This window comes from Micromonospora sp. CA-269861 (assembly GCF_050948505.1).
Taxonomy (GTDB): Bacteria; Actinomycetota; Actinomycetes; order Mycobacteriales; family Micromonosporaceae; genus Micromonospora.
Window position 1 is genome coordinate 2,173,005 of the sequence record NZ_CP192014.1, and the last position, 25,032, is coordinate 2,198,036.

The window sequence follows — 25,032 nt, forward strand, 5'->3', positions numbered from 1 at the left end:
CCGCAGCCCGTGAGCGTCAGTTCGTGGACGTCGCGCCGGCCGGTGCACCGGCCCGACCCGACCCGGACTGGGTCGGCACGGTGGCCGTGGGCCCGTCGCCGGGCGCCCGGCGTACGTCGATCACCTGACCGGTCAGGTCGGAGATCAGCACGTCCAGCGACGACTGGGCGACGGCCTCCGCGGCGAGCAGGGTGTGCTCCGGCTCCTCGCCGAAGGCCCGCGTCCGCATCGGGGTGGCGGTGCGCTCCGGGTTGATGCAGTTGACGCGGACGCCGACGTCGGCCCACTCGTCGGCGAGCGCCTGGGTGAGGTTGACCAGGGCGGCCTTGGTGGCCGAGTAGAGCGCGTAGCGGGCCCGGCCCCGGGTGTAGGAGCTGGAGGTGTAGAGCAGCAGCTGGCCCTTGGTCTGCTGGAGGTACGGGAGAGCCTGGCGGGCGATGGTCACCGGGCCGACGAAGTTGACCTGGAGCAGCCGGTCCATGGTCTCCTCGTCCATCTCGGCGAGGGCGCCCTTCTCCAGGATGCCGGCGGTGACCACCACGTGGTCGATCCGGCCGGTGGCCTCGAAGGCGGTCGTCAGCGCTGCCGCGACGTCCTCGGCCCGCTCCACGTGGGTGCCGGTGCTGGAACGGCTGAACGGGAAGACCTGGGCGCCGTAGCGCCGGGCCAGCTCGGTCAACTCGTGGCCGATCCCGTAGCTGCCGCCGAACACCACGATGGTGCGGCCGGTCAGCTCCTCGCTGTAGCTGCGGTGGTCGGTCAGCCGGGGGGCCTGCGCCGCGGCGAGCTGGAAGAGCTTGTCCGCCAGGTGCACGTCGACCGGGTGGGTGACCTTGATGTTCTCGTCCGAGCCGTCGATCACCTTGATCGGGGTGCCGGGCAGGTAGCGCAGCACCACGCCGCAGTCGTCGGTGGCGGCGAAGTCGGGGTCGTCCTCGGCGATCCGGTACGCCTCACGGATCGTGGGGGAGCGGAACGCCTGCGGGGTCTGCCCCCGGCGCAGCCGGGAGCGCACCGGGATGTCGGTGATGCAGTCGTTGTCGTCGACCTGGATGATCGTGTCCGCGGAGGGAATGGCCACGTCCACGGCGGCGTAGCTCCAGAGCGCGTTGACGCACTCGCGGACGATCCGGCCGCTGAGCAGCGGGCGCACCGCGTCGTGGAAGAGGATGTTGCAGTCCTCCGGGCCGACCGCGTCCAGCGCGATGCGGGTGGTGGCGTTGCGGGTGTCACCGCCCTCGATCACCTTGGTGACCTTGCGCAGGCCGGCCTTCTCGACGATCTGCTGAGCGTCCTCGACGTGGCCGGTGGCCATCAGCACGATGATCTCGTCGATCTCCGGTGCCGCCTCGAAGACCGCCAGGGTGTGCTCGATGATCGGCTTACCGGCGATCTTCAGCAGCTGCTTCGGGATGCCGAGGCCCAGCCGCGTCCCCGTGCCTCCGGCCAGGACCACCGCCACTGTCCGCGAGGGCCGCCACGGCGTCGGGGTCTCCGCTTCGGCGTCCGGGCCAGTGGTCTGGTCCTGCGTCATTGCCGGATCCTCACTCTCAGGGATGCGTTAACGGAAGGTTCCGCCCGAGCGGCGACGGAATGAACCTTAACGCGCGGACCGCGCCGCCCCAACGCGGGCGACGCGGTCCTCAGGTGTCGTGTCGATGCCGGACGTTCGCCGGAACTCTACTTGCTGTTCGCGTACGCCTCGTAGGCCCGGATGACCTCGTCGGTGGGGCCGTCCATCCGGATGAGGCCCGATTCCAGCCAGATCGTCCGTTCGCAGGTGTCCCGTACGGAGGAGAGCTGGTGGCTGACCAGGAACACCGTCCCCGCGCCCTCCCGCAGCTCCCGCACCCGCTGTTCGCTGCGCTTGCGGAAGCCCTTGTCGCCGGTGGCGAGCGCCTCGTCGATGAGCAGCACGTCGTGCTTCTTGGCGGCGGCGATGGAGAACCGCAGCCGGGCCGCCATGCCTGACGAGTACGTCCGCATCGGCAGGCTGGCGAAGTCACCCCGCTCGTTGATCCCGGAGAAGTCGATGATCCCCGCGGCCTGCTTCGCCACGTCGTCGGGGTGCATGCCCATGGCCAGGCACCCGAGGACGACGTTGCGCTCCCCGGAGAGGTCGTTGAGCAGGGCGGCGTTCACGCCGAGCAGGGACGGCTGCCCCTGGGTGTGGATCGCGCCCCGGTTGACCGGCAGCAGGCCGGCGATGGCCCGCAGGATGGTGGACTTGCCGGAGCCGTTGCTGCCGATCAGCCCGATCGCCTCGCCCCGGTACGCGGTGAAGGAGACGCCCTTGACCGCGTGCACCTCCCGGATGTTCGGCGCGTTGGTGCGCTTGACCAGCCGGCGCAGCGCGGCCACCGGTGTGGTGCCACCGCCGGCGCCCTGGTGCACCCGGTAGATGATGTGCGCGTCGTCCACGACCACTGTCGGGATGCGCTCCTGCGTCCGGGTCATCGTCGCGCTCGCCTCGGGGGCGGCGCCGAATTGCTCAACCACGGCCGTACTCCTGTTCGCCGCGCCAGAAGTAGATGAAACCGCCGATGCCGGCCACCAGCGCCCACCCGGCGCCGACCAGCCAGAGCTGGGTCAGCGACTCGTTGAGCAGCGGCGCTTCCTCGAGCAGCGCGTACCGGGCCAGCTCGATGTAGACAAGCAGCGGGTTGTACTGCACAAGCGTCGTCGCCCAGCCGGGCAGCCGCTCGAAGAGGCTGACGCTGTAGAGGACGCCGGAGCCGTACATCCAGGTCCGCATGATGAACGGCATGACCTGCTTCAGGTCGCTCGACTTGGAGCCCAGCCGGGCCACCATCAGCACCACGCCGGCGTTGAACACCGCCTGGAGGAACAGGGCCGGCACCAGCAGCAGCCACTCCCAGGTGAGCGGTTCGCCGGTGGCCAGCACGATGCCGACGAGCACCACCATCGAGGCCAGCAGTTGCTGGAACTGGGTGATCGTGGTGGACAGCGGCAGGCTGGCCCGGGGGAAGTGCAGCGCCCGGATCAGCCCCAAATTGCTGCTGATCGACTGGGTGCCGGCCAGGACCGCGCTCTGGGTGAAGTTGAAGATGAACAACCCAGCGGTCAGGTAGGCGATGTAGTTCGGGATGCTGTTCTGTGCCAGCACCACCCCGAAGATCAGGTAGTAGACCGCCGCGTTGGTCAGCGGGGTGAGCACCTGCCAGAGCTGACCCAGCTTGGCGTTGCTGTACGAGGCGACGAGCTTGGCATTGGCGTACGCGGCGATGAAGTGCCGGTAGGCCCATAGTCGGCGGCTGTACTCGACGAGGCTTGGTCGCTCACCGGCGACCCGTAGCCCGTGTCGAGCGGCCAGCTGCGCCTGGGTCAGGCCCGTGTCGGGGTCGACCAGCGCGGTGGTGGCCATGGAAATGGCGCTCCGATCTTTCGTGCAGACGGGGGTTGCTCGCGACGATCGAATCCTAGTGGGAAATTTGCGCGGGGCGCCGCCTCGTCGCTGCGAGGACAGTAGTCCGAAACACGTCGGGACGCAACCGTACCGTCGTTGCGCTACGCTGTCCGGCGTGACCTGCGATAAGAGCCCTCGATGACCACCGAAAAGAGGCGGGCGCCGGCCGGCGCGGCGGTGCTGCGCGACGAGATCACCACGGCGATCCGCCGCGCGCTGATGCAGGAACTCGCCGCGGTCGGCTACGGCCGGCTCTCCATCGAGGCGGTGGCCCGGCGGGCCGGCGTCAGCAAGACGGCGATCTACCGACGGTGGAGCTCGAAGGTCGACCTGGTGCTGGAGATCGTCGCCGCGGCGGCACACGGCAAGCTCCCCGCGCTGGACACCGGCACGCTGCGCGGTGATCTCGCGCTGCTGTTCCAGGCGGTGGCGCACGCGCTCCGGCACCCACTGGCGTCGCAGATCATCCCGGACCTGCTGGCCGAGGCCGCCCGCAACCCCAGCATCGACACGACCCTGCGTCAGGTGCTGCACGCCCGGCAGCAGGAGATCGGCGGTCGCCTGGTCACCCGTGCCGTGCAGCGTGGCGAGCTGCCCGCCGACACCGAGCTGGACGCCGCCATCGACCTCATCGTGGGGCCGCTCTACTGGCGGCTGGCCATCGCCCGGCTCCCGCTCACCGAGGGTTACCTCGACAACCTGGTCGAATCCGTGGCCGCCGGGCTCGGCGCCGACAGCGTTCTGCCCCGTCCCCGGGCGGCTCCGATATCGGGTTGACGAGCACCCCGACACTCGGCCGCCGGTAGGGGCGGCCCTCGTGCCCGATTCCGCTACGCTGCCCCCTTGACACCCGGCCGTCACCGTGCCGATGCCCCTCATCCGCCTGACGAGTAAGGACGCCCGTGGCCAACGTCGACAGCATCGCCGTAGCGCCCACCGAACCGGATCCGACGCCGCGGACCGGGCAGGCATCCCGGCCCGCGAACGCTCGCACGGGGCTGTCCCGGGCACGGGCGCTGGTGGCCGTCGCCCCGGCGGTGCTCACCGACGGCGCCGTGATCGCGTTCGCGCTCTTCACAGTGCTCTACCACCTGGCCTTCCTGGGGGACCTGCGTCCGTCGGTGACCTTCCGGATCTGGCTGCTGGCCTGTGTGGTGCTCGCGGTCGTGGCCGTGCTGCGCGCCCGCCGCCGCACCGGCACCCCGGCCGACAGCACCCCGGCCGACAGCACCCCGGCCGACAGCACCCCGGCCGGCACCGCGCCGGCGGCTCCGGAGGACCCCGTCCGCGCACGGCCCGCCGCCGACCGCCGCCTCCTGATCGGGGTCCTGGTCGCCGCCGCCGTGGCCGCCGTCTCCGCGGGTGTGGCCGGCACCAGCGTCAGCGTCTCCTGGTGGATCCCTGCCGTGGCCGGCCTGCTCGCGGCCGTCGGTGGGCTCCTGTTGGTGCGCCAGGCCTGGTTGAACGGCCCGGTGCCCGGCCCGGCCGCCCCGGCACCCACCGCGACGCAGTCGGCGTACGCGCTTGTCGTCTCGATCCTGGTCGGCATCTCCTCGTTCTTCCTGGCCCGCAACACCCCGGACGACGTCTACTACGTCGGCAAGTCGGTGTGGATCGCCGAGCGTGACCTGATCCCGCTCAACGACTTCCTGTTCTCCGAGAACGTGCTGCCGGCCATGGGCTCGCAGCCGCCCATCCCGTCGATCGAGGTCTTCGACGGCGCGTTCGCCAACGTCGTCGGCATCCACGCCAGCTCGGCCCTCTGGTACGTGCTGCTGCCGATCATGGCGGTGCTCGCGGCGCTCGCGCTGTGGCGGCTCACGCACCGGTGGGCCCCGCGCCGTCCGATGCTCGCCTTCACCGTGGCGATCGCGTACCTCTACCTCGTCGCGGGCGGGGACGCCGCACTGGGCACGTTCCACCTTCCCCGGCTCCACGAGGGCAAGGGCATGTTCGTCTCGGCGGTCATCCCGCTGATGTGGCTCTACCTGACCGAGTGGTTCGACAACAGGTCACGGCGCAGCCTGCTGCTCATCGTGGCGCTCTCGATCACCGCGATCGGGCTCACCAACACCGCGGCGATCATCCTGCCGATGCTCGTCGGCGCCGCCGGCTTCGCCATGCTGCTGGTCGGCCGGTGGAAGGCCGCCATCGTCGCGGCGGTCGCCGCCCTCGCGTACCCGATCGGCTCGCTGGTGGTCTCCCGCCTGGTGCTCGGCGGGATGGCCGCTACCGGCGCGGACGACGCCTTCTTCGACGCGGCGTACACCTACAAGCGGACCCTGCTGTTCGGTGTGGTCGGCGTGATCAGCGGCCTGGCGCTGTGGTGCGGAGCGTTGCTCGCCCGTCGGCGTACGCCCGCGCTGCTCGCCGCCGGTGCCGCCCTGGCGTTGAGCGTGTTGTTCGTTCCCGGCGTGCTGGAGGTGCTGAGCGCGTTGAGCGGCATCTCGGTGGTGCTCTGGCGCGTGCCGTGGCTGCTCGCCCTGCCGACGCTCATCGGTCTGCTCTGCACCGTGCGCGTGCCGGCACCGACCCCGGCGCTGCGCCGGGCGGCGTCCGGTGGGATCGCGGTGCTGCTTGTTGCATCGTTCGCGCTGTTCGCCACCCCGATGTGGTCGCCGAAGAGCTGGGTCGACGTGCACGACCGCCCCACCTGGAAGCTTCCGCAGCAGCGTCAGTCGATCGCGTTCTGGATCAAGGGCCTGGACCGCCCGCAGGGTCTGCTGCTCGCCCCGAAGACGATCATGCGCACCACGCCGATCGTCACCAGCGAGGTCCGGGTTGTCCTGCCTCGTGACTTCTACCTCGTCGAGTACGACCTCAGCTCCCAGTTCGCCAAGGACCGGTTGCTGCTCGCCGGCTTCGCGGACGGCACCGCCAGCCCGACGCCGGCCGAGCTGACGCCGGCACTGGACCGCCTGGATGTGGGCACCATCTGCGTCTACAACGGCAACCAGTACGCCCGCGACACCGCGCCTCAGCTGGGCTACCAGGAGTTCGCCAAGCGCAAGGCGCCCGGCGCGATGACCTGCTTCCGGCGGGCCGACTGAGCGCTCTGCCCGCACCGCGCGCCCGACCCCGTGCCGGGGTCGGGCGTGTCCCGGTGCGGAACTTTGCCCGAAATGGTGCCGGATACCCGAGCGACACCGAGCTGTCCCCTCGCGTTAAGGTCGCAGTCACACGCAGCCGGCCGCGACTGAGCCGCTGCGCGACGGGGGAGTGACGTCGGTCCATCACGGGCACCGCCCGCAACGAATTCTTGTAGGGAGCGAACTCGTTTGTTCGGCACGTTGACAGGACGCCTCGGAGTGGCCGCCCAGAGTGCGCTACTGGTACTGGCCTACCTGGTCATGCTCCTCGGTGGCGTATTCGGTTGGGTCGGCCTGTTCGCCGTCGCCGGGTTGGCCGCCATCCTCGGCGAGTTCGCCGTCGCCCGCTGGTCACCGCCGTCGCACCTCCTGTTGGAGAAGGTGGGCCTGCACTGGTCGTACCGACAGCTGACCCGCGACCTCTCCGCCGTGTTGCTGGTCGCCGCCGAGGTGCGGCTCAGCAGCGGCGAGCTGACCCTGCTGCTCGTGCTGCCGGCTGCGGTGTGGGTCGTGTCGGTCTTCGCCGGGGCGCTCTCCACCATGATCGAGCGTCGTAACCCGCTCTCCGCCATGGTGCGCAACATCGAGCTGGGTCCACTGTCCAGCGCCCCCCAGCCGCCCGCCTGGGCGGCGGCGGTCGCCGGTGACCGGATGCCCCTGCTCAACCTGCTGCTGGTGCCGGCCGGCGTGGCCGCCGCGGTGCAGCACGATCCGACGCCGTTCTTCGTGGCCGCCGCGGTGGCGGTCGTGGCGACGGGTCTGGTGGGTGCCATCATCGCGCTGACCTGGCTGCGGGGGCGGGGCGCGGGGCAGGGCCCGCTGCTGCCGGCGGTCCAGCGGTGGCTGGACACCTACCGGCCGGAGGTGGCGCTCTACTTCGCCGGCCCGGCCAAGGACGTCTACCAGGCGAACATGTGGCTCGCCCCGACCGAGGCGCTGCAGCAGCGCGCGGTGGTGCTGATGCGTAGCCGGGAGGCGTTCCTGGAGCTGGCCGACACCCGGCTGCCGGTGATCTGCGTACCGGCCGGGGTCGACTTCATGAACCTCGACCTCGGCGGCATCCGGGCGGCGCTCTACTCCGCCAACGTCGGCGCGAACATCCACATGCTCCGCGAGCCGGGCACGACGCACGTCTTCGTCGGGCACGGCGACAGCGACAAGCAGGCGAGCGTCAACCCCTACAGCAAGGTGTACGACGAGGTCTGGGTCGCCGGCCTGGCCGGCCGGGAGCGCTACGCGCGGGCCGGCGTGGGAGTGCTCGACTCGGACATCGTCGAGATCGGCCGGCCGCAGCTCGCCGGGGTGCACACCTTCGGCGCCGAGTCGGTGGACCGGCCGTTCACAGTGCTCTACGCGCCGACCTGGGAGGGTTGGCTCGACGACGACCCGTACCACACCTCGCTGGTGCTGATGGGTGAGCGGATCGTCAAGGGGCTGCTCGCCACGAATCCCCGGGTCCGCCTGATCTACAAGCCGCACCCGCTCACCGGGTCGCGGTCCAAGGCGGCCAAGGCAGTGCACGAGCGGGTGGTCGCGGCGATCCGCGCTGCCGGCGGCAATCCGGACGCGTCCTCGCTGGACGGGACCGCGCACCTGGTGGTCACCGGCCGTACGCCGGGGCTGTTCGACTGCTTCAACCAGACCGACCTGCTGATCAGCGATGTGTCCAGTGTGGTGTCCGACTTCGTGCAGAGTCAGCGGCCGTACGTGGTGGCCAACCCGGCAGGCCTGTCGGAGGACGACTTCCGCCGCGAGTACCCGACGGCTCGGGCCGCGTACCTGCTCTCCAAGGACTGCGGCGAGCTGGAGAAGATCGTGACGGTCACCCGGGCCGGTGACGACCCGATGACCGAGGCCCGCCGGGAGCTGAAGACCTACCTGCTCGGCCCCGCCGAGGCGAACCCGATGGACCGGTTCCAGCAGGAGATCGAGCGGCTCTGCCACTGAGCTCCGTCTCCACGGCATCGCGCCCGGCCCGACACTGTCGGGTCGGGCGCGTCCGTGTCAGCCCAGCGAAGCGGCGACCGGGTCAGCCCAGCGAAGCGGCGACCGGGTCAGCCCGGCAGAGCGGCCACCGGGTCAGCCCAGCAGGGCGGCGACCGCGTCGGCGGCCGGGAGGTCCGCCGGCAACGCCCGCGCCGCCACCACCGCCGCGACCGGCAGCGGGCCGTACACGTGCGGAAAGAGCTGCCCGCCGCGTGACGGCTCCCACCGCAGCGCGTCACCCAGTCGCTCCTCCTCGACACTGAGCAGGGTCAACCCGGTCGTCCCGGTGAAGTACCGCCGCGCCGTCTCCACCACCTGGTCGCCACCGGAGAGGTGGATGAAGCCGTCCTGCCGGTCCACGGCGGAGCCGGCGAAGGCGCCGGCGGCGACGGCGTCGTCCCATTCGGCGTTCGACAGCAGTTTGTAGATCACCAGAGCAGCGTACGGGGCCGCCGTCGGCGCGCCCGCCCGGTTTCCCCGGTACCGCCGCGCCCGTCGCCCCCCGCCGGGCATGCTCAGGTCAAGGGCCGCGGAGGGATGGGCGATGCAGAGCTACGACGATGACTGGACCGACAGCCAGCGCGCGCTGTACGACGAGTGCTACCGGGCCGGCGGCGAGTGGGCCGAGGACCCGGACACGCCGTCGGACGACGTACAGCACGTGATCAACCTGGCCGAGGCGGACGACGACGCCTTCCAGGATGCCGAGATCGACTATCCGCCCCTGGTCGACGCGGTCACCCAGGCCAGCGGGGTCAACGTCACAAGCGTGCCGGCCAGCCACGAGGACCCGGGTTTCCGCGGGTTCACCGACGGCGTCCGGGACGCCACCGCCGACGACGTCTTCGGCCTGTAGCGGCCGGTAGCCCGCCCGGCGCGGGCGGGCGGACTCCCGGTCCGCGCGCGCTTCTGCCACCATTCGCAGAACAGCGCTGCGACGGACGGGGGCACGGGTGCGGATCCTGCTGGTGGAGGACGACCGCCGGGTGGCCGCTGCGCTGTCCTCCGCCCTCACCCGCCGGGGGTACGAGGTTGAGCACGCGGCCACCGTCGCCGCAGCGCTCTCCGCCGCCCCCTGCGACCTTGTGCTGCTCGACCTGACCCTGCCCGACGGCGACGGCACCGACCTGTGCCGGGAGCTGCGTCGGCGCAGCAGCCAGCTCGGCATCATCGCGGTGACCGCCAGGGGTGAGGAACGTGACCGGGTGCTGGGTCTGCGCCTCGGCGCGGACGACTACGTGGTCAAGCCGTTCTCGATGGTGGAGTTGCAGGCCCGGATCGAGGCGGTGCTGCGCCGCGCCGCGAACGCCGCGCCTGAGCGGCACCTCATCGAGGCCGGGCCGGTACGCATCGACGTGGCGGCGCGGACGGTGACAGTGGAAGGCCGTGCCGTCACGTTGACCCGCAAGGAGTTCGACGTGCTCCTCTCGCTGGCCCGCCAGCCCGGGGTGGCGGTGCCCCGCGATCGGATCCTGCTCGACGCCTGGGGCACCACCTGGGCCGACCGGCACACGGTCGAGGTGCATGTCGGGTCGCTGCGCGGCAAGCTCGGCGACGCCCGCCTGGTGGAGACCGTGCGCGGCGTCGGCTACCGGCTGCGCGACGCGTGAGGAGCTGACGTGCGCCGTCGCCTGGTGATCAGCTATCTGCTGCTGATGGTCCTCGTCCTCATCGCGTTGGAGACCCCACTGGCCGCCACCATGGCCAGCCGTGAGACCGAGCGGGTCCGCGCCGACCGGCTGGCCGACGCCACCCGGTTCGCCTCGCTGGCCGGGCCGGCGTTGCGCGACGGCGGGCCCGGCCCGATCGAGTCGGAGTTGACCAGCTACGACGACCTGTACGCGATAGGCGCCGCGATCGTCGACCGGGATCGGAACATCCCGGTCTCGTCGCCGAGGTGGGAGCCCAGCCCGGGTACCGCGACGGTGTTGGACGTCGCGCTGTCCGGGCAGCAGACCAGCGCCCCCGAATCGGTCTGGCCCTGGACGTCCGACCCGGTGGTGGTGGCGGTGCCGATCAACGACGGCGGCGAGGTGCTCGGCGCGGTGGTGATCGTGACCCCGGCCGGCCCGATCCGCCGAGCCGTCGTCGCGTGGTGGCTGCTGCTCGCCCTGGCCGGTCTGCTCGCCGTGCTGGCCTGCGTGCTCACCGCGTTCGGGCTGGCCGGTTGGGTGCTGCGCCCGGTCACCGAGCTGGACGCGGTCACCCACGAGATCGCCGAGGGCGACCGGGGCGCCCGTGTGCAGCACCGGCTGGGGCCGCCGGAGCTGCGCCGCCTCGCGGCCAGCTTCAACCACATGGCTGACGTGGTCTCCGACGTGATGGACCGGCAGCGCGCCTTCGTCGCGCACGCCAGCCACCAACTGCGCAACCCGCTCACCGCGCTGCGGCTGCGGGTGGAGGAGTTGGGGCCCAGCCTCACCGACCCGGACGGCCGGTCCGAGCACCGGCTGGCCCTGGAGGAGACCGACCGTCTCGCCCTGGTGCTCGACGCGCTGCTCACCCTCGCCCGGGCCGAACGGGAGGAGAACGAGCGCGTCACAGTGGATGCCGCCGCGGTGGCCGCCTCCCGGGTGGCCGCGTGGGCGCCGCTGGCCCGGCACCGGTCGGTCGCGTTGCGGCTGGCCACCACCGACGCCCCGGCGTACGCGCAGACCGTGCCGACGGCCGTCGACCAGGCGCTGGACGCGCTCATCGACAACGCGGTGAAGTTCAGCGGGGCGGGCGGGGCGGTGACGGTGACGGTGGCCCGCCGCGACGGCGGGGTGGCGCTGGAGGTTCGCGACTCCGGCCCCGGCATGACCGAGAGTCAGCTCGGCCAGGCGACCGAGCGGTTCTGGCGTGCCCCGGACGCGCAGAACGTGGACGGCGCGGGGCTCGGCCTGACCATCGCCGCCGTGCTCGTCGACGCGTCGGACGGGCGGCTCACCATGCGGCCGGGGGAGTCGCGGGGGCTGATCGCCGCCCTGTGGTTCCCGACGCCAGCCGTGGCGGTGGAGCCGGCGGAGGAGGAACCGGCCGCCGACCTGCGGCCCTCCCCGGCGCGGTGAGGCCCGGCCGTCACGGTTTGGTGGCGCGGTACCAGGCGGCGGCCCCCGGGTGCAGCGACAGCGGCGCGGTGACGATCGCCGAGCGGGGGCTCATCCGACCCGCCGCCGGGTGGGCGGCGGCCAGCTCGGCCCGGCGTTCCATCAGCAGCCGGGTCACCTCGTGAACCAACGGCTCCGGCAGGTCGGCCCGGACGATCAGGTAGTTCGGGTCGGCCACCGTGGTCACCGCGTCCACCCCGTACACCGACCGGGGGATGTCCCGGGAGACGTAGACCTGGCCGTAGCGCGAGCGCAGCGGCTCGGTCCACTCGCTGAGGTCCACTATCCGGATGGCGCTGGAGTCGGCCAACTCCTCGATTCCCCGGACCGGCAACCCGCCGGAGAAGAAGAACGCGTCGATCCGCCCGGAGCGCAGCGCCGTCACCGAGTCGTCCAGACCGAGCCGTTCGCGGCGCACCTCGTCGCCACCGAGGCGGGCCACCTCCAACAGCCGGATCGCGGTGATCTCGGTGCCCGAGCCGGGAGCGCCGACCGAGACCCGCCGGCCGCGCAGGTCGGCGACCGTGCGGACCGGGCCGCCGCTCGTGGTGACCAGGTGCAGTTGGTCGTCGTACACCCGGGCGACGGCGTCGACGGTGGGGCTTCCGGCCGTGCTGGCGGGCAGCACGTCGGCCTGGGTGAAGCCCAGCTCGGCCCCGCCGGAGCCGACCAGCTGGACGTTCTCCGCCGAGGCGGCGGTGACCACCACGCTGGCGCGTACGTCGGGGAGTTCCCGGTTGAGGATGGCCGCCAGGGACTGCCCGAACGCGTAGTAGACAGCGGTGGGGCTGCCGGTGGCGATCCGGATCGAGGTGGGCTCGGTCGGGGCGTCCCGGCAGCCGGCGACGGCCAGGTTCGCGATCAGCAGCACCGTCGACAGGGCGGCCAGGCGGGCACGGCTGGACGAGGTACGACTCACGCGGTGCACTGTGCGCCGTCGGGCCGGTGCGCGCAAGCCCGGTCGCCGACGTCCCGGCCGATCGGAGCCCGATCAGCAGACCGCGCGACCCACCGGGGCCACTACCGCACCCCGCGCCGACGCCGGGGTGACCCCGCGCGCCGACGTCGTCCCGGGTGGGGCCATCGGGCCGCGCGCCGGCTCCAACGCCGCGCTGCGCAGGATCCGCTGCCGGTCCGGGCCGTCGGCAACACTGACCAGGAAGCAGCCGGTGCCCGGGCGGAGCCGCGCCGGCACGTCCAGCACGGTCGCGCCCCGAATCAGCACCGCGGCCAGCTCCCGGTCGGTGAGCCGGACACCCAGGATGTGCCGGCGGACGTGCCGGCCGGCAGCCAGCAGCGCCGAGCGCCAGGCCGCCTCCGCCAGCCGGGTCACCAACCGCCGGCGAGCCGGCGAGGCGCCGGGCAGCGGCCCGCCGAGCAGTTCACGCCGCCCCTGCCGCCAGCCCGCGTCCAACATCCGGGTGTACGCGTCCCGGTGCTCCCGGGGCACCCACAGCCGGTGCAGCTCGTAGCGGCGGCGCAGGCCACCGACGGCCACCTCGTGGGTGACCGGGATGTCCAGCCGGGCGAGCAGTTGCCGCATCCGCTGCGCGGCGTCCTCCCGGTTGAACTCCACCCCCGGCGTGTGCTCGGCGCGTACCGCGCTCGGCCGGGCGGCGGTCGGCGGGGGTGTGCAACGCAGCAGGCAGGCAGCCTCGAACGCGTCGCCGAGTGTCAACCAGCCCAGCGGGGATGGGGGCGTCGGGGAGTGAGGCCGGTCGAGCAGGGCGGGTTCGCGGGTCAACGGAGGCTCCCTTGTCGGAGTCTGGGTTGCCCTACCGTGGCCCCTGGCACGCCGTTACGGAACTCCTCCGGCCCAGCCTTGAGCAAATCTTGCGGCTGCCGTGCCGCTACAGGTCGGTGACCACCAGATCCACCTGCCGCACCCGGCCCGTGGCGGTGGCCTGCTCCAGCACCGTGTGCTTCAACTCCCGCAGGGTGCCCACCAGCTCCGCGGCGGTGCGCGGCCGGGCGCCGGCGACGAGCAGGTCCCGGACCAGCCGCCCCTTGGTCGCCTTGTTGAAGTGGCTGACCACCGACCGGACCGGTACGCCGTTTACCTCCCGCTCGTGCAGCACCCGCACGGTGACGGTCCGCTCGGCCAGCTCACCGCGCGGCGTCCAGGTGGCGGCGTACGCGCCGGAGCGCAGGTCCAGCACGGGGCCGCGCCCGGCGGCGGCGTCCACCACCGGCGTCAGCTCCTGACGCCAGTACGCGGACAACGCCCCGACGTCGGGCAGGCGAGCGCCGATCGGGCAGCGGTACGGCGGGATCCGGTCGGCCAGCCGGACCGCGCCCCACAGCCCGGAGCTGATCAGGATCGACCGGCGGGCCGCCCGTTGCGCCGTGGCCGGCAACGAGGCCAGGTCCAGCGCCTCGTAGAGCACCCCGGTGTAGAGCCGTTCGGCCGGCGCGGTGGCCGCCTCCCGCAGTCGGGCGTTGCGTCGCAGCTCGCCCCGCTGGCCCTCGCTGAGGCCGAGCGCCGCCCGTGCGGCCTCCTCGTCCGGCCCGGCGCACAGCGCCACCAGGGCGTCCAACACCCGCTCGCGGGCCGGGTTCAGCTCGGTCAGCGAGAGCCGGTCCGGGGCCCAGCGGCGTCCGGTGCCGGCGTCGGCTTTCCCCTCCGAGGGCGGCAGCAGGATGAGCATCGGTCTCCTCGACGGGTGAAACGGCGGCGCCCCACGCGCCGGCCCGGCCAGCGTACGACCCGCCGTTACCGCCAGGGCCGCACCGGGGTGTCCGGGTGGTACACGCGATAGCCGCCGACCTCCCGTACCGGCGCGGCGTCCGCCCGGTCGGCGAGCAGCCCGCGCAGCCGTCGGTCCATCGGCGAGTCGATCTCCACGACGTAGCCCGGCCGCTCGGCCCGCCCCACCTGCCGCCAGTACGGCCGGTAGCGGTTCTGCCCCGGGGACAGGTCCCCGTCGAGCACCCCGCAGACCACCGACTCGTCGGTGTTGAAGATCAACCGGTTGCAGGTCCAGTAGTCTCCGTACACCTCGTGGGGTCCGTCGGCGCGCAGCGCGGCGGCCAGCTCCCGGGCCTGACGCTCCTCGGTCCGCGACGCCGCGGTGCCGGTGGCCGCGAAGAGCACGGTGATCACCAGCATGGCCACGGTCAGCGCGGCCAGCACGGCGGCGGACAGCGCGCCGGTGAACCGCCCCAGCACGCTGCTGGTGCCCCGCCAGGCGGTCAGTGCCGCCACCCAGAGCGGCCAGAGCACCGCCGGCAGCGACAGTTGCAGCACCGACAGGTAGCGGGCGTTGTCCAGCGGGCTGGTCGCGGCGAGCGGGCTGCGCACGTACGACAGCAGTGTCAACGCCGCGCCGGCGATCAGCGCGAGCTGCACGACCGGCCCGACCCGCTCCCCGCGCGGCGCCCCGGCCGCGCGACGGTACGCGAGCACCGCGAGTGCCGCGCCGGCCACCAGCAGGACCGGGTACAGCACGCCGAACCACTGTTGCCAGCGTCCGCAGCCGTCCACCGGGCAGAGCCCGTGCGCCAGTGGCACCCCCTCCAGCAGGCCGCCCCGGATCCGGTCGGACCACGGCGGCAGCGGCCCGGCCTTGGTGCTGACCTCCCGGAACACCGACAGCGAGTCCTCACCGGGCCCGGCCCGCAGGTTGTCGACGATCATCGGGGCCCCGCCGACGACCACCCCCGCCACCACCAGCAGACCGGACCAGCCGAGCAGTTCCCGCCGCGCCGCCCACACCAGGGCCAGCCCGGCCACCGCGAGGTACGGCAGGATCAGCCAGTCCGACCAGACGGCCAGCCCGACGAGCAGCCCGAACAGGCCGATCGCGAGCCGTCGGCGGTGGACCGTGCTGGCGGCCAGCCCCACGGTGATCAGCAGCATCAGCAGCACCGCCGGCTTCACCTCCGGCCGCCCGCCGACGACTGTGAGTTGGTCGCGCACCACCCGCTCCGGCCCGAGCGCGAGCAGACCGACCACGAAGGCGGCGAACCACGGTGTGCAGAGCCGGCGGGTCAGCCGGTGGATCAGGTAGAGGAAGACCGCGTACAGCGCGAGCATCGGCAGGCGCAGCACCGGCCAGCTCGGCCCGGCCACCGCCACCAGGGGAGCGGCCAGGTACGACTCCAACACCCCCATGTAGTGCTGGCCGTAGAGGAAGACCGGGTGTTCCCGACCCTGCCCGATGTGCAGCGCGGCGAGCCCGAAGGTCGCCTCGTCGCTGTTCGACACCGGCACCGTGAACAGCGTCAGGACCAGCCGGTAGACGACACCGGCGAGCCCGAACAGCAGCGCGACGAGCGCCGGCCGGTCGAGTCGCGGGCGCCATCGCCCGCGGTGCTGCTCTGGATGCGACACGACCAACGCCCCCGTCGTCGTCCCGACCGGAGTGTTTCACGTTCGGCAGGGCCGCCGAGGTGGATCGGCGCAGCCGGGGTCGGCTCGCGTGGCCGTGGCTGTCGACGTGTGGCAGGGTTGGCGCGTGCCACCCACTCCCGCCGGCCAGCTGGCCGTTCCGAACCTGCACCGGGCTGCGCGGATCGAGGACGCCGTGCACCAGCTCGTCGAGCGTCGGCTGCGGCGCACAGGCTGGCGGGTCAACATCGTCGCGTACACCGGCTACGGCGCGCCGGGTTGGGTGCGGGTGATGTGCCGGGTGCTGCTGGGCCGTCCGGACACCCGCCAGCGGGGTCGGTTGGACAAGGTCCGTGGCTGGCGCAGCTTCACCACGTTGCCCGCCAAGCACGTCACAGTGACCATCGAGGCCGGCGGGGTGTGCCACGAGACGCGGGCCGACCGCAGCGGCTTCGTCGACACCCTGGTCGAGGCGGACCTGCCGCCCGGTTGGGGTACGGTCCGGCTCAGTGTCCCGGACGCCGAGCCGGTGGACGCCCCGGTGCGCATCCTCGACCCGGAGGTCAAGTTCGGCATCATCTCCGACATCGACGACACGGTGATGGTGACCGCGCTGCCCCGGCCGCTGCTCGCCGCCTGGAACACGTTCGTGCTCGACGAGCACGCCCGCGCGGCCGTGCCCGGCATGGCGGTGCTCTACGAGCGGCTGGTCACCGCGCACCCCGGCGCACCTGTCTTCTACCTCTCCACCGGGGCGTGGAACGTGGCGCCCACGCTGACCCGCTTCCTGTCCCGGCACCTCTACCCGGCTGGGCCGCTGCTGCTCACCGACTGGGGCCCGACCGCCGACCGCTGGTTCCGCAGCGGCATGGAACACAAGCGGGTCACGTTGGCCCGGCTGGCCCGGGAGTTCCCCGACGTGCGCTGGCTGCTCGTCGGCGACGACGGCCAGCACGACCAGGAGATCTACCGGGAGTTCGCCGCCGCCCACCCGGAGAACGTCGCCGGGGTGGCGATCCGCCGGCTCTCCCCGACCCAGTCGGTGCTGGCCGGCACCCTGCCCGCCCCGGCCGGTCGCCCGTCGTCGGGGCCGGTGGGGCAGAAGTGGCTGTCCGCCCCGGACGGCGCTGGTCTGTGGCAGCTGATGCGCGACGCCGGCCTGGTCTGACCGCCCGGCCGGGCGTCAGCCTCGGCGGAGCCAGACGGCGCCCAGCGGGGGGATCTGGAGGGCCGCCGAGGCGACCATCCCGTGCCACGGCACGTCCTCGGCGTGCACCGCGCCCAGGTTGCCCACCCCGGACCCGCCGTAGTGGTGCGCGTCGGTGTTGAGCACCTCGGTCCACGTGCCGCCGGCCGGCAACCCGATCCGGTAGTCGTGCAGCGGCTGGGCGGAGAAGTTCGCCACGCACACGAGCGTCGAGCCGTCCGGGGCGATCCGGACGAACGACACGGTGTTGTTGGCGACGTCGTCGCCGGCGATCCAGCGGAAGCCCGCCGGCTCGGTGTCCTGTGCCCAGAGCGCCGGGGTGTCCCGGTAGACCCGGTTGAGGTCGCCGACGAGCCGCTGCACACCGGCGCGGGCCGGGTCGTGCAGCAGGTACCAGTCGAGGCCGCGCTCCTCGCTCCACTCCCGGTCGTCGGCCAGTTCGGAGCCCATGAAGAGCAGTTGCTTGCCGGGGTGCGCCCACATGTACGCCAGCAGCACCCGCACGTTCGCCAGCCGCTGCCAGGTGTCGCCGGGCATCTTGCCGGCCAGTGAGCCCTTGCCGTGCACCACCTCGTCGTGGCTGATCGGCAGCACGTAGTTCTCGCTCCAGGCGTACGCCAGGGAGAAGGTGAGCTGGTGGTGGTGGTGCTGGCGGTAGATCGGGTCCTTCGAGGTGTAGAGCAGGGTGTCGTGCATCCAGCCCATGTTCCACTTGAAGCCGAAGCCCAGCCCGCCGTCCGCGGTGGGGCGGGTGACCCCCGGCCAGGCGGTGGACTCCTCGGCGATCATGACGACGCCGGCGTGGTGCTTGTAGACGGTCGCGTTCACCTCCTGCATGAGCGCGATGGCCTCCAGGTTCTCCCGGCCGCCGTACTTGTTCGGGGCCCACTCGCCGTGGTTGCGGGAGTAGTCCAGGTAGAGCATCGAGGCGACCGCGTCGACCCGCAGCCCGTCGACGTGGAACTGGTCGCACCAGTAGAGGGCGTTGGCGACCAGGAAGTTGCGTACCTCGTTGCGGCCGAAGTCGAAGACGTACGTGCCCCAGTCGGGGTGCTCGCCGCGGCGCGGGTCGGGGTGCTCGTAGAGCGGGGTGCCGTCGAACCGGGCCAGGGCCCACTCGTCCTTGGGGAAGTGCGCGGGCACCCAGTCCAGGAGTACGCCGATGCCAGCGGCGTGCAGCCGGTCGACGAGGTGGCGGAACTCGTCCGGGTCGCCGAACCGGGAGGTCGGCGCGTAGTAGCCGGTCACCTGGTAGCCCCAGGAGCCGCCGAACGGGTGCTCCATCACCGGCAAAAACTCCACGTGCGTGAAGCCCAACTCGGTGACGTACGCGGTGAGCTGCTCGGCCAGCTCGCGGTAGCTCAGGCCGGGCCGCCACGAGCCGAGGTGCACCTCGTAGACGCTCATCGGCTCCTGGTGCGGCTGCCGTTCGGCCCTGCGGGCCAGCCAGTCCGCGTCGTTCCACCGGTACGTCGAGTGGTGCACGACCGAGGCGGTGGCCGGCGGCACCTCGGCGTACGCGGCCAGGGGGTCGGCCTTGTCCCGCCACTGCCCGTCGGCGCCCAGCACCCGGTACTTGTAGCGCGCCCCGACCCGGGCGTTGGGCACGAACAGCTCCCACACCCCGCTGGAACCGAGCGACCGCATCGGCCAGCCGTCGTCGGGGCCCCAGCCGGTGAAGTCGCCGATCACCCGCACCCCACGGGCGTTGGGCGCCCAGACGCTGAACGCCACGCCCTCGTCGAAGACCCGGGCGCCGAGCGCCTCCCACAGTCGCTCGTGCCGGCCCTCGCGGATCAGGTGCAGGTCCAGCTCACCGAGGGTCGGCGGGTAGCGGTACGGGTCGTCGTGGGCGGTGCCGTCGACCTCCACCCGGTAGTCCAGCACTGTGCCGTCGACCTGTGCCTCGAAGACGCCCACGTCGTGCACCCGCTTCATCGGGTGCCGCTCGTCGCCGACGAGCAGCGCGACGTCGCCGGCGCCCCGGCGCATCGTGCGGATCGTCGTCGAGCCGTCGGCGGGGTGCGCGCCGAGCAGCGCGTGCGGGTCGTGCGTCGCGCCGGAGATCAGCTGGTCCATCGGGCGTCCTTCGGGGCGGGAGCGGTAGGCGCGGAGCGGGACGAGCGGGCGGCGGCCGAACGAGCGGCGGCCAGCCGGGACGCCACAGTGGCCGGGGTCGTCGTGGCCGGCGTCGTCGCGGCCGCAGCCGTCGTGGCCGGGGTCGTCGGCGCGGTGCCGCCGGAGAGGTCGTCCGGCACCTCGGCGACGGTGAGGTCCGCCGGCTCGGCCCCGGCCGGCTCCGGCACGCTCGGCGGGGTCGGGCGGCGCACGGTCAACACGTGCGCGGGTTGCAGGTACGGGTCGAGCCGTACCGCGTTGCGCTGACCCCAGTCGTAACTGGTGCCGGTCAGCTCGTCGTGCACCGTGAACCGTTCGTGCCAGTCGAAGCCGAGCGCCGGCATGTCCAGGGTGGTGTTGCCCCACTGCACCACGCGCGGGTCGAACGAGCAGACCACGATGACCGTGTTGCCGGTCTCCGGGTCGTGCTTGGACCAGCAGAGCAGCGCCGGGTTGTCGATCTCGTGGAACCGCAGGTTGCGGAGCTGGTGCAGGGCCGGGTTGTCGTGGCGTACCCGGTTGAGGGTGGCCAGGAACGGTGCCAGCGAGCGGCCCTGCGCCTCGGCGCCGGCCCAGTCCCGGGGACGCAGCTCGTACTTCTCGTTGTCCAGGTACTCCTCCGCGCCCGGCCGGGCCACGTGCTCGAACAGCTCGTAACCGGCGTACAGACCCCAGGAGGGGGAGAGCAGCGCGGCCAGCACCGCCCGGATCTTGAACATCGGCGGACCGCCGTGCTGCAACGACTCGTGCAGGATGTCCGGCGTGTTCGGCCAGAAGTTCGGCCGCATGTAGTCGGCCGCCTCGATCAACTCCTCGCAGTACGCCCGCATCTCGGCGGCCGTCGTGCGCCAGGTGAAATAGGTGTACGACTGCGTAAAGCCGATCTTGCCGAGGCCGTGCATGATGGCCGGCCGGGTGAACGCCTCGGCCAGGAACAGCACGTCCGGGTCGACCGCCTTCACCTCGGCGATCAGCCAGTGCCAGAAGTCGAACGGCTTGGTGTGCGGGTTGTCCACCCGGAAGATCCGAATGCCCTCGCCGACCCAGTGCAGCACCACCCGCAGCACCTCGGCCCGGATGCCCTCCGGATCGTTGTCGAAGTTGACCGGGTAGATGTCCTGGTACTTCTTCGGCGGGTTCTCCGCGTACGCGATGCTGCCGTCGGCCCGGGTGGTGAACCACTCCGGGTGCTCGGTGACCCACGGGTGGTCCGGCGCGCACTGCAACGCCAGGTCCATCGCCACTTCCAGGCCCTGTGCCGCCGCCGCCTGGATGAAGGCCCGGAAGTCTGCCGGCGTACCCAGGTCGGGGTGGATCGTGTCGTGGCCGCCCTCGGCGGCGCCGATCGCCCACGGCGAGCCCACGTCGGTCGGCCCGGCGGTGAGCGCGTTGTTGGGGCCCTTGCGGTTGACCCGGCCGATCGGGTGGATCGGCGGCAGGTAGAGCACGTCGAAGCCCATCGCGGCCACACCCGGCAGCCGCTCGGTGGCCGTCGCGAAGGTGCCGGACCGGCCGCCCGCCGCCCCTTCGGAGCGGGGGAAGAACTCGTACCAGGCCGAGTAGAGCGCCCGCTTGCGGTCAACCCAGATCGAGTACGTGTCACCGGCGGTGACCAGCTCGCGTACCGGGTGCTCCCAGAGCAGGTCGGCCAGGGCCAGCGCCCTGTCGACCCGCTGCGCCAACGGCCTGTCGGTGTCGACGAGCGCGGTGAGCGCGTCGGCGACCCGGGGACGGTCGGCGGCCGGAACGAGGCCCCGGGCGGCGGCGAGCACTCGCGCGCCCTCGGCCAGGTCGTTGGCCAGGTCCTCCGGCCCCTGCCCGGCGGCGATCTTCTTGGTCACCGCGTTCTGCCAGGTCAGGTACGGGTCCTGGAACGCCTCGACGGAGAAGGTCCACGAGCCGACGGCGTCCGGTGCGATCGTGGCGTGCCAGCGGTCCTGGCCGGGCTCGCCGGGGCGCATCCGGGTGAACGGCCGGCTCGCGCCGTCCGGGCCTGCCCACACCACGTTGCAGCCCAGCGCGTCGTGCCCCTCCCGGTAGGCGCGCGCCGACACCGGAACAGGCTCGTCGACCACCGCCTTGGCCGGGTACCGCCCGCACGAGACGACGGGGGAGACGTCTTCGATCGGGAACCGTCCAGTCACCCCGCCAACCTACTGCGCGAGATCCGTTCGCGCGCGGCCAAGCCTGCCGGTCCGCCCCACACCTGGGAACGCGCGACAAGATCCGCTCACTTTCGGGGAAGTTGCTGCCTCAAGGCGTCGTGGACGCAGCAACTTCCCCGAAGTTGCGCGGATCTTCGTGGTGCAGGTGCGGTGAGATCACCTGTAGTGCCCACGGTCGGACGGGGGCCCCGCGCCCCAGCCGGTGTTCGTCGCTCGGCCCGCCCGCCCCTGGTCGAGGAGCTGCGCGCCCGGCTGGAGCATGCGGAGCAGAGCTATTGGCATGCCAGGTACCCGGTGCTGCTTGCCCTGCTGCCCGACCTGCTCAACTCCGCCCGCGAAGCGCACGCAGCGCACCCCGGAGCGACGGACGCGCTGCTGGTGTCGGTGTACGCGCTCATCGCGCTGGTGTTGGTAAAGGTCAACCAGGGCGAGTTGGCCCGGTCTGGCCCAGCTCGCCGCCACCCTCGGCGTCGCCCGACTCAAGCCAGGGGGGCGCTATCTGCGTCGGTGGTACTGGTTGCGGCGGGGGATCTGTGCGGGGTCGAGCCAGGCGGGTGGCACGAATTCGGGGTGGCCGTCGCCACCGAGTTGGACGGCCCAGTCGCCGTGGTGGAGGTGTCGGTGGTGGTGGCCGCAGAGCAGCACGGCGTTCGCCAGGCAGGTCGGACCGCCGTCGGCCCAGTGCCGGATGTGGTGGGCGTCGCACCAGCGGGGCGGGCGGTCACAGCCGGGGAACGTGCAGCCGCGGTCGCGCAGCACCAGGACGCGTCGGAGTGGACCGCTGATGAGACGGCGTTGCCGGCCGACGTCGAATCCGGCGCCGTTGCCGGTCCTGTCGGGGCTGATGACCGAGCCGGAGGTGACGTAGCCTGCCGCCATGATCGAACGGGTGAAGGTCGCGGTTGTCGGTGTCGGTAACAACACGTCGGCACTGGTGCAGGGGCTTGCCCTCTACCGCCACAGCGGCAGCCTGGTCGGAATCCGCAAGCCCGTGATCGACGGACTCGGGGTGGGCGACATCGACGTGGTGGCGGCCTTCGCCACGTCCCCGGAGAAGATCGGCAGGGATGTGACCGAGGCGATCTTCCTGCCGCCCAACAACTTTCCCCGGCTCAACTGCGACCTGCCAAGCGCGGATGTCGCCGTCACCAAGGGGCTTGTCGACGCGACCGAAATCGACCGGGTGGCAGCGGCGCTGGCCGGGGCGGAGGTGCTGCTCTACTCGGCGCCGAGTGGCCGACCGGAGACCGCCAGGGCGTACGCCGGGGCCGCCCTCCGAGCGGGTGTCGCCTTCGTCAACACCACCTCCGACCCGGTCGCCCGCGATCCCGAGCTGATGGCGCGCTTCGAAGCGGCCGGGCTGCCGCTACTCGGCGATGACCTGGCCAGCCAGTTCGGCACCTCGGTGCTGCACAACGCGCTGCTGCGGTTACTCGAGGAGCGGGGCCTGACCCTGGTCAGCTCCTACCAGGTCAATCTGGGCGGCACCGAAGACTTCCGCAACCTGGTCGAGAATCCCAACACCAAGCGCCAGTCCAAGCTCAACGCCCTGTCGCCAACCGGCAACGCGGCAACCGGCAACGCTGCGGCCGGCAACGCGGCAACCGGCAACGCTGCTGCGGGCACCGTTGCGGTGGCTCCGCTCGGATACCTGCCGCATCTCGCGTCGCAGAAGGTGGCTCACCTCAACCTTGAGGCGCAGGGCTGGGGTGAGACAGCGGTGAGCCTCGACGTGAAGCTGAAGGTGCACGACCCGAGTGGTGCCGCGGGGGTCAACATCGACCTCATCCGCATCGCGGCCAGCGCGCTTCGCGACGGGCGCGGTGGTCACTCCGCCGAGGCGGCGTCGTTGCTCAAGTCCCCGTCGGGAACGGCGATCTGAGGCGGGCGTGGGCCGCCGCTGAGCAGGCTCCGGATCCGGGCGTACTCGGCGGCCATCTCCGGGGTCGCGAGGAAGTCGTCGAGATCGCCCGAAACCTGGAAGTCGACCTCCTCGACGGAGCGGATGGCCAGCTCGTAGAGCTCCCCGCGTCGGTCCTCCTCCAGGTAGGTGGTCCAGTGTTCGAGGGCGGTGATGACGATCAGGAGCCCCTGATCCAGGTCGCCGTCGGCGAGGATGCCCGCGTCGATCCGGGTCAGCTGTGCACGCAGCTCGGCCGCGCCGGCCGTCCGGACGTTCTCGCGGGCGCTGGCCAGCGCCGCCCACGCGTCCTCGTCCAACTCGTCGTCCGCGGCGGTGTCGAGCAGGTCGCTCCGGACGAGCCGGGTGACGGTTTCGAGGCCGAAGGCGTGCAGATCGGCCTCGCCAGCCGCGCTGACCAACTGGAGGATCGCCGCTTCGAGTTCGTCGTACCGCATGGCGTTCGTCCCCTCAGGCCGCGCCGACGGAGCGGTAGACCTCCAGCGTCTGCCGGGCGATGGCGTCCCAGGAGAAGTGCTCCACGGCGCGCCGGCGGCCGGCCTGGCCGAACCGGGTGGTGCGTGCCGGGTCGGCGAGCAGCGTGTTGATCGCCGTCGCCAGGTCGGCGACGAACTTCTCCGGCTCCAACGGCGTACCCGACCCGTCGGTGACCTGCTCGATCGGCACCAGCAGACCCGTCTCGCCGTCGGCCACGACCTCCGGAATGCCACCGGTCGCGGTCGCCACCACGGCCGTCTCGCAGGCCATCGCCTCCAGGTTGACGATGCCCATCGGCTCGTAGATCGACGGGCAGGCGAAGACCGTGGCGTGCGTGAGCACCTGGATCACCTCGGGCTTGGGCAGCATCTCGGCCACCCAGACCACGCCGGAGCGGTTGGCCCGCAGCTCGGCGACCAGCTCCTCCACCTCGGCGGCGATCTCGGCGGTGTCCGGCGCGCCGGCGAGCAGGACGAGCTGGGTGTCGGCCGGCAACTCTCGGGCGGCCCGCAGCAGGTACGGCAGGCCCTTCTGCCGGGTGATCCTGCCCACGTAGACCACGCTGGGGCGGGACGGGTCGACACCGAGCCGGTCGAGCACGTCGGTGCCCTGGTCCGGGGCGTACTGAATGGTGTCGATGCCGTTGTAGACCACCCGGACCCGGTCCGGGTCGATCTGCGGGTACGCGGTGAGCACGTCGGTGCGCATCCCGCCGCTGACCGCGATGACCGCGTCGGCGGCCTCCATCGCGGTGCGCTCGATCCAGGAGGAGAGCGCGTAACCGCCGCCGAGCTGCTCGGCCTTCCACGGCCGCAGCGGCTCCAGGCTGTGCGCGGTCACCACGTGCGGCACCCCGTGCAGCAGCTTCGCGGTGTGACCGGCCAGGTTGGCGTACCAGGTGTGGCTGTGCACCACGTCGGTGCCGGCCGTGCCGGCGGCCATCTCCAGGTCCACGCCCATCGTGCGCAGCGCGGCGTTCGCGCCGGTCAGGCCGGGCGGTTCGGCGTACGCGGTGACGCCCGGCTCGGTGCGCGGGAGACCGAAGCAGTGCACGCGTACGTCGGTGAGGCGGCGCAACTCCCGAGCCAGGTACTCGACGTGCACGCCCGCGCCGCCGTAGACCTCCGGCGGGTACTCGCGGGTGAGCAGATCGACGCGCAGGGATCCGGTGGCCGGGGAGGAGTCGGTCATGTGCGCACCCTAGTGCAGAAGACTCCCCGTAC

At 72.2% G+C, this 25,032-nt stretch carries 20 protein-coding genes and 1 pseudogene; 8 read left to right on the forward strand and 13 right to left on the reverse strand.

The genetic code is table 11. From position 1 onward, the window contains the following. Positions 1-16: 16 nt before the first annotated feature. The 3 genes from ACQP0U_RS09990 to ACQP0U_RS10000 all read right to left on the reverse strand — a co-directional run bounded on the left by ACQP0U_RS09990 (position 17) and on the right by ACQP0U_RS10000 (position 3,385). Positions 17-1,534, reverse strand: coding sequence for a D-ribitol-5-phosphate cytidylyltransferase (locus ACQP0U_RS09990; RefSeq protein ID WP_433317764.1), 1,518 nt, complete (start codon positions 1,532-1,534; stop codon positions 17-19). 146 nt (positions 1,535-1,680) lie between these two features. Next, complete coding sequence (locus ACQP0U_RS09995; RefSeq protein WP_433320740.1) at positions 1,681-2,457, reverse strand: ABC transporter ATP-binding protein; 777 nt, start codon at positions 2,455-2,457, stop codon at positions 1,681-1,683. Between the two features lie 34 nt (positions 2,458-2,491). Beyond that, the gene (locus ACQP0U_RS10000; RefSeq protein ID WP_433317766.1) at positions 2,492-3,385 is read right to left on the reverse strand and encodes an ABC transporter permease; all 894 of its coding nucleotides are present in this window, start codon (positions 3,383-3,385) and stop codon (positions 2,492-2,494) included. Between the two features lie 180 nt (positions 3,386-3,565). Between ACQP0U_RS10000 and ACQP0U_RS10005 the strand changes: the two genes are divergently transcribed. From ACQP0U_RS10005 to ACQP0U_RS10015, 3 genes are all read left to right on the forward strand, one after another. Beyond that, positions 3,566-4,204, forward strand: coding sequence for a TetR/AcrR family transcriptional regulator (locus ACQP0U_RS10005; RefSeq protein ID WP_433317768.1), 639 nt, complete (start codon positions 3,566-3,568; stop codon positions 4,202-4,204). 125 nt (positions 4,205-4,329) lie between these two features. Continuing rightward, entirely contained in the window at positions 4,330-6,477 is a 2,148-nt protein-coding gene (locus ACQP0U_RS10010) for a DUF6077 domain-containing protein (protein WP_433317770.1), read from the forward strand. A 228-nt stretch (positions 6,478-6,705) separates the two neighbouring features. Continuing rightward, positions 6,706-8,463 carry a CDP-glycerol glycerophosphotransferase family protein gene (locus ACQP0U_RS10015; RefSeq protein WP_433317772.1) on the forward strand — a complete coding sequence of 586 codons (1,758 nt, stop codon included), beginning with the start codon at positions 6,706-6,708 and terminating at the stop codon, positions 8,461-8,463. A 132-nt stretch (positions 8,464-8,595) separates the two neighbouring features. On the opposite strand, the gene ACQP0U_RS10020 is transcribed toward ACQP0U_RS10015, so the two are convergent. Continuing rightward, positions 8,596-8,934: a DUF952 domain-containing protein gene (locus ACQP0U_RS10020; protein ID WP_433317774.1), complete on the reverse strand. Its 339-nt coding sequence runs from the start codon at positions 8,932-8,934 to the stop codon at positions 8,596-8,598. Positions 8,935-9,046: 112 nt separating this feature from the next. On the opposite strand from ACQP0U_RS10020, the gene ACQP0U_RS10025 reads away from it, so the two are divergent. From ACQP0U_RS10025 to ACQP0U_RS10035, 3 genes are all read left to right on the forward strand, one after another. Next, positions 9,047-9,358, forward strand: coding sequence for a hypothetical protein (locus ACQP0U_RS10025; RefSeq protein WP_088947217.1), 312 nt, complete (start codon positions 9,047-9,049; stop codon positions 9,356-9,358). A 97-nt stretch (positions 9,359-9,455) separates the two neighbouring features. Further along, on the forward strand, positions 9,456-10,112 hold the full coding sequence (locus tag ACQP0U_RS10030; RefSeq protein WP_433317776.1) for a response regulator transcription factor: 657 nt from the start codon (positions 9,456-9,458) through the stop codon (positions 10,110-10,112). A 9-nt stretch (positions 10,113-10,121) separates the two neighbouring features. Next, positions 10,122-11,552, forward strand: coding sequence for a sensor histidine kinase (locus tag ACQP0U_RS10035; RefSeq protein ID WP_433317778.1), 1,431 nt, complete (start codon positions 10,122-10,124; stop codon positions 11,550-11,552). A 10-nt stretch (positions 11,553-11,562) separates the two neighbouring features. Here the strand turns inward: ACQP0U_RS10035 and ACQP0U_RS10040 are convergent, their stop codons facing one another. The 4 genes from ACQP0U_RS10040 to ACQP0U_RS10055 all read right to left on the reverse strand — a co-directional run bounded on the left by ACQP0U_RS10040 (position 11,563) and on the right by ACQP0U_RS10055 (position 15,924). Beyond that, positions 11,563-12,510 carry a TAXI family TRAP transporter solute-binding subunit gene (locus ACQP0U_RS10040; protein WP_433317780.1) on the reverse strand — a complete coding sequence of 316 codons (948 nt, stop codon included), beginning with the start codon at positions 12,508-12,510 and terminating at the stop codon, positions 11,563-11,565. A 72-nt stretch (positions 12,511-12,582) separates the two neighbouring features. Beyond that, complete coding sequence (locus ACQP0U_RS10045) at positions 12,583-13,335, reverse strand: hypothetical protein (protein ID WP_433317782.1); 753 nt, start codon at positions 13,333-13,335, stop codon at positions 12,583-12,585. A gap of 106 nt (positions 13,336-13,441) precedes the next feature. Further along, positions 13,442-14,239: a peroxide stress protein YaaA gene (gene yaaA / locus ACQP0U_RS10050; protein ID WP_433317784.1), complete on the reverse strand. Its 798-nt coding sequence runs from the start codon at positions 14,237-14,239 to the stop codon at positions 13,442-13,444. Between the two features lie 65 nt (positions 14,240-14,304). After that, positions 14,305-15,924, reverse strand: a complete 1,620-nt coding sequence (locus ACQP0U_RS10055) for an ArnT family glycosyltransferase (protein ID WP_433317786.1) — start codon at positions 15,922-15,924, stop codon at positions 14,305-14,307. A gap of 124 nt (positions 15,925-16,048) precedes the next feature. Here ACQP0U_RS10055 and ACQP0U_RS10060 point away from each other — a divergent pair, with 124 nt between their 5' ends. Next, on the forward strand, positions 16,049-17,089 hold the full coding sequence (locus tag ACQP0U_RS10060) for an App1 family protein (RefSeq protein ID WP_433317788.1): 1,041 nt from the start codon (positions 16,049-16,051) through the stop codon (positions 17,087-17,089). A gap of 15 nt (positions 17,090-17,104) precedes the next feature. Here the strand turns inward: ACQP0U_RS10060 and glgB are convergent, their stop codons facing one another. The 3 genes and pseudogenes from glgB to ACQP0U_RS10075 all read right to left on the reverse strand — a co-directional run. Beyond that, on the reverse strand, positions 17,105-19,207 hold the full coding sequence (gene glgB, locus ACQP0U_RS10065) for a 1,4-alpha-glucan branching protein GlgB (protein WP_433317790.1): 2,103 nt from the start codon (positions 19,205-19,207) through the stop codon (positions 17,105-17,107). After that, on the reverse strand, positions 19,195-21,390 hold the full coding sequence (locus ACQP0U_RS10070) for a maltotransferase domain-containing protein (protein WP_433317792.1): 2,196 nt from the start codon (positions 21,388-21,390) through the stop codon (positions 19,195-19,197). Before ACQP0U_RS10070 ends, glgB begins: the two co-directional genes overlap by 13 nt. Positions 21,391-21,906: 516 nt before the next feature. After that, positions 21,907-22,233 (reverse strand): annotated as a pseudogene (locus tag ACQP0U_RS10075) (HNH endonuclease signature motif containing protein); the annotation flags it as partial. A 55-nt stretch (positions 22,234-22,288) separates the two neighbouring features. On the opposite strand from ACQP0U_RS10075, the gene ACQP0U_RS10080 reads away from it, so the two are divergent. Further along, positions 22,289-23,293: an inositol-3-phosphate synthase gene (locus tag ACQP0U_RS10080; protein WP_433317794.1), complete on the forward strand. Its 1,005-nt coding sequence runs from the start codon at positions 22,289-22,291 to the stop codon at positions 23,291-23,293. On the opposite strand, the gene ACQP0U_RS10085 is transcribed toward ACQP0U_RS10080, so the two are convergent. Both ACQP0U_RS10085 and glgA read right to left on the reverse strand, forming a co-directional pair. After that, positions 23,239-23,769: a hypothetical protein gene (locus tag ACQP0U_RS10085; RefSeq protein WP_433317796.1), complete on the reverse strand. Its 531-nt coding sequence runs from the start codon at positions 23,767-23,769 to the stop codon at positions 23,239-23,241. The two genes, ACQP0U_RS10080 and ACQP0U_RS10085, sit on opposite strands and share 55 nt — an antisense overlap. A gap of 13 nt (positions 23,770-23,782) precedes the next feature. Continuing rightward, a complete protein-coding gene (glgA, locus tag ACQP0U_RS10090) occupies positions 23,783-25,000 on the reverse strand; it encodes a glycogen synthase (RefSeq protein ID WP_433317798.1) in 1,218 nt (405 codons plus the stop codon). Positions 25,001-25,032: the final 32 nt, after the last annotated feature.

Coding starts and splice junctions, on each gene's coding strand:
- ACQP0U_RS10005 (WP_433317768.1), top strand. CDS start 3,566: ATGACCACCGAAAAGAGGCGGGCGCCGGCCGGCGCGGCGGTGCTGCGC.
- ACQP0U_RS10025 (WP_088947217.1), top strand. CDS start 9,047: ATGCAGAGCTACGACGATGACTGGACCGACAGCCAGCGCGCGCTGTAC.
- yaaA (WP_433317784.1), bottom strand. CDS start 14,239: ATGCTCATCCTGCTGCCGCCCTCGGAGGGGAAAGCCGACGCCGGCACC.
- ACQP0U_RS09990 (WP_433317764.1), bottom strand. CDS start 1,534: ATGACGCAGGACCAGACCACTGGCCCGGACGCCGAAGCGGAGACCCCG.
- glgB (WP_433317790.1), bottom strand. CDS start 19,207: ATGGACCAGCTGATCTCCGGCGCGACGCACGACCCGCACGCGCTGCTC.
- ACQP0U_RS10085 (WP_433317796.1), bottom strand. CDS start 23,769: ATGCGGTACGACGAACTCGAAGCGGCGATCCTCCAGTTGGTCAGCGCG.
- ACQP0U_RS10080 (WP_433317794.1), top strand. CDS start 22,289: ATGATCGAACGGGTGAAGGTCGCGGTTGTCGGTGTCGGTAACAACACG.
- glgA (WP_433317798.1), bottom strand. CDS start 25,000: ATGACCGACTCCTCCCCGGCCACCGGATCCCTGCGCGTCGATCTGCTC.
- ACQP0U_RS09995 (WP_433320740.1), bottom strand. CDS start 2,457: ATGACCCGGACGCAGGAGCGCATCCCGACAGTGGTCGTGGACGACGCG.
- ACQP0U_RS10000 (WP_433317766.1), bottom strand. CDS start 3,385: ATGGCCACCACCGCGCTGGTCGACCCCGACACGGGCCTGACCCAGGCG.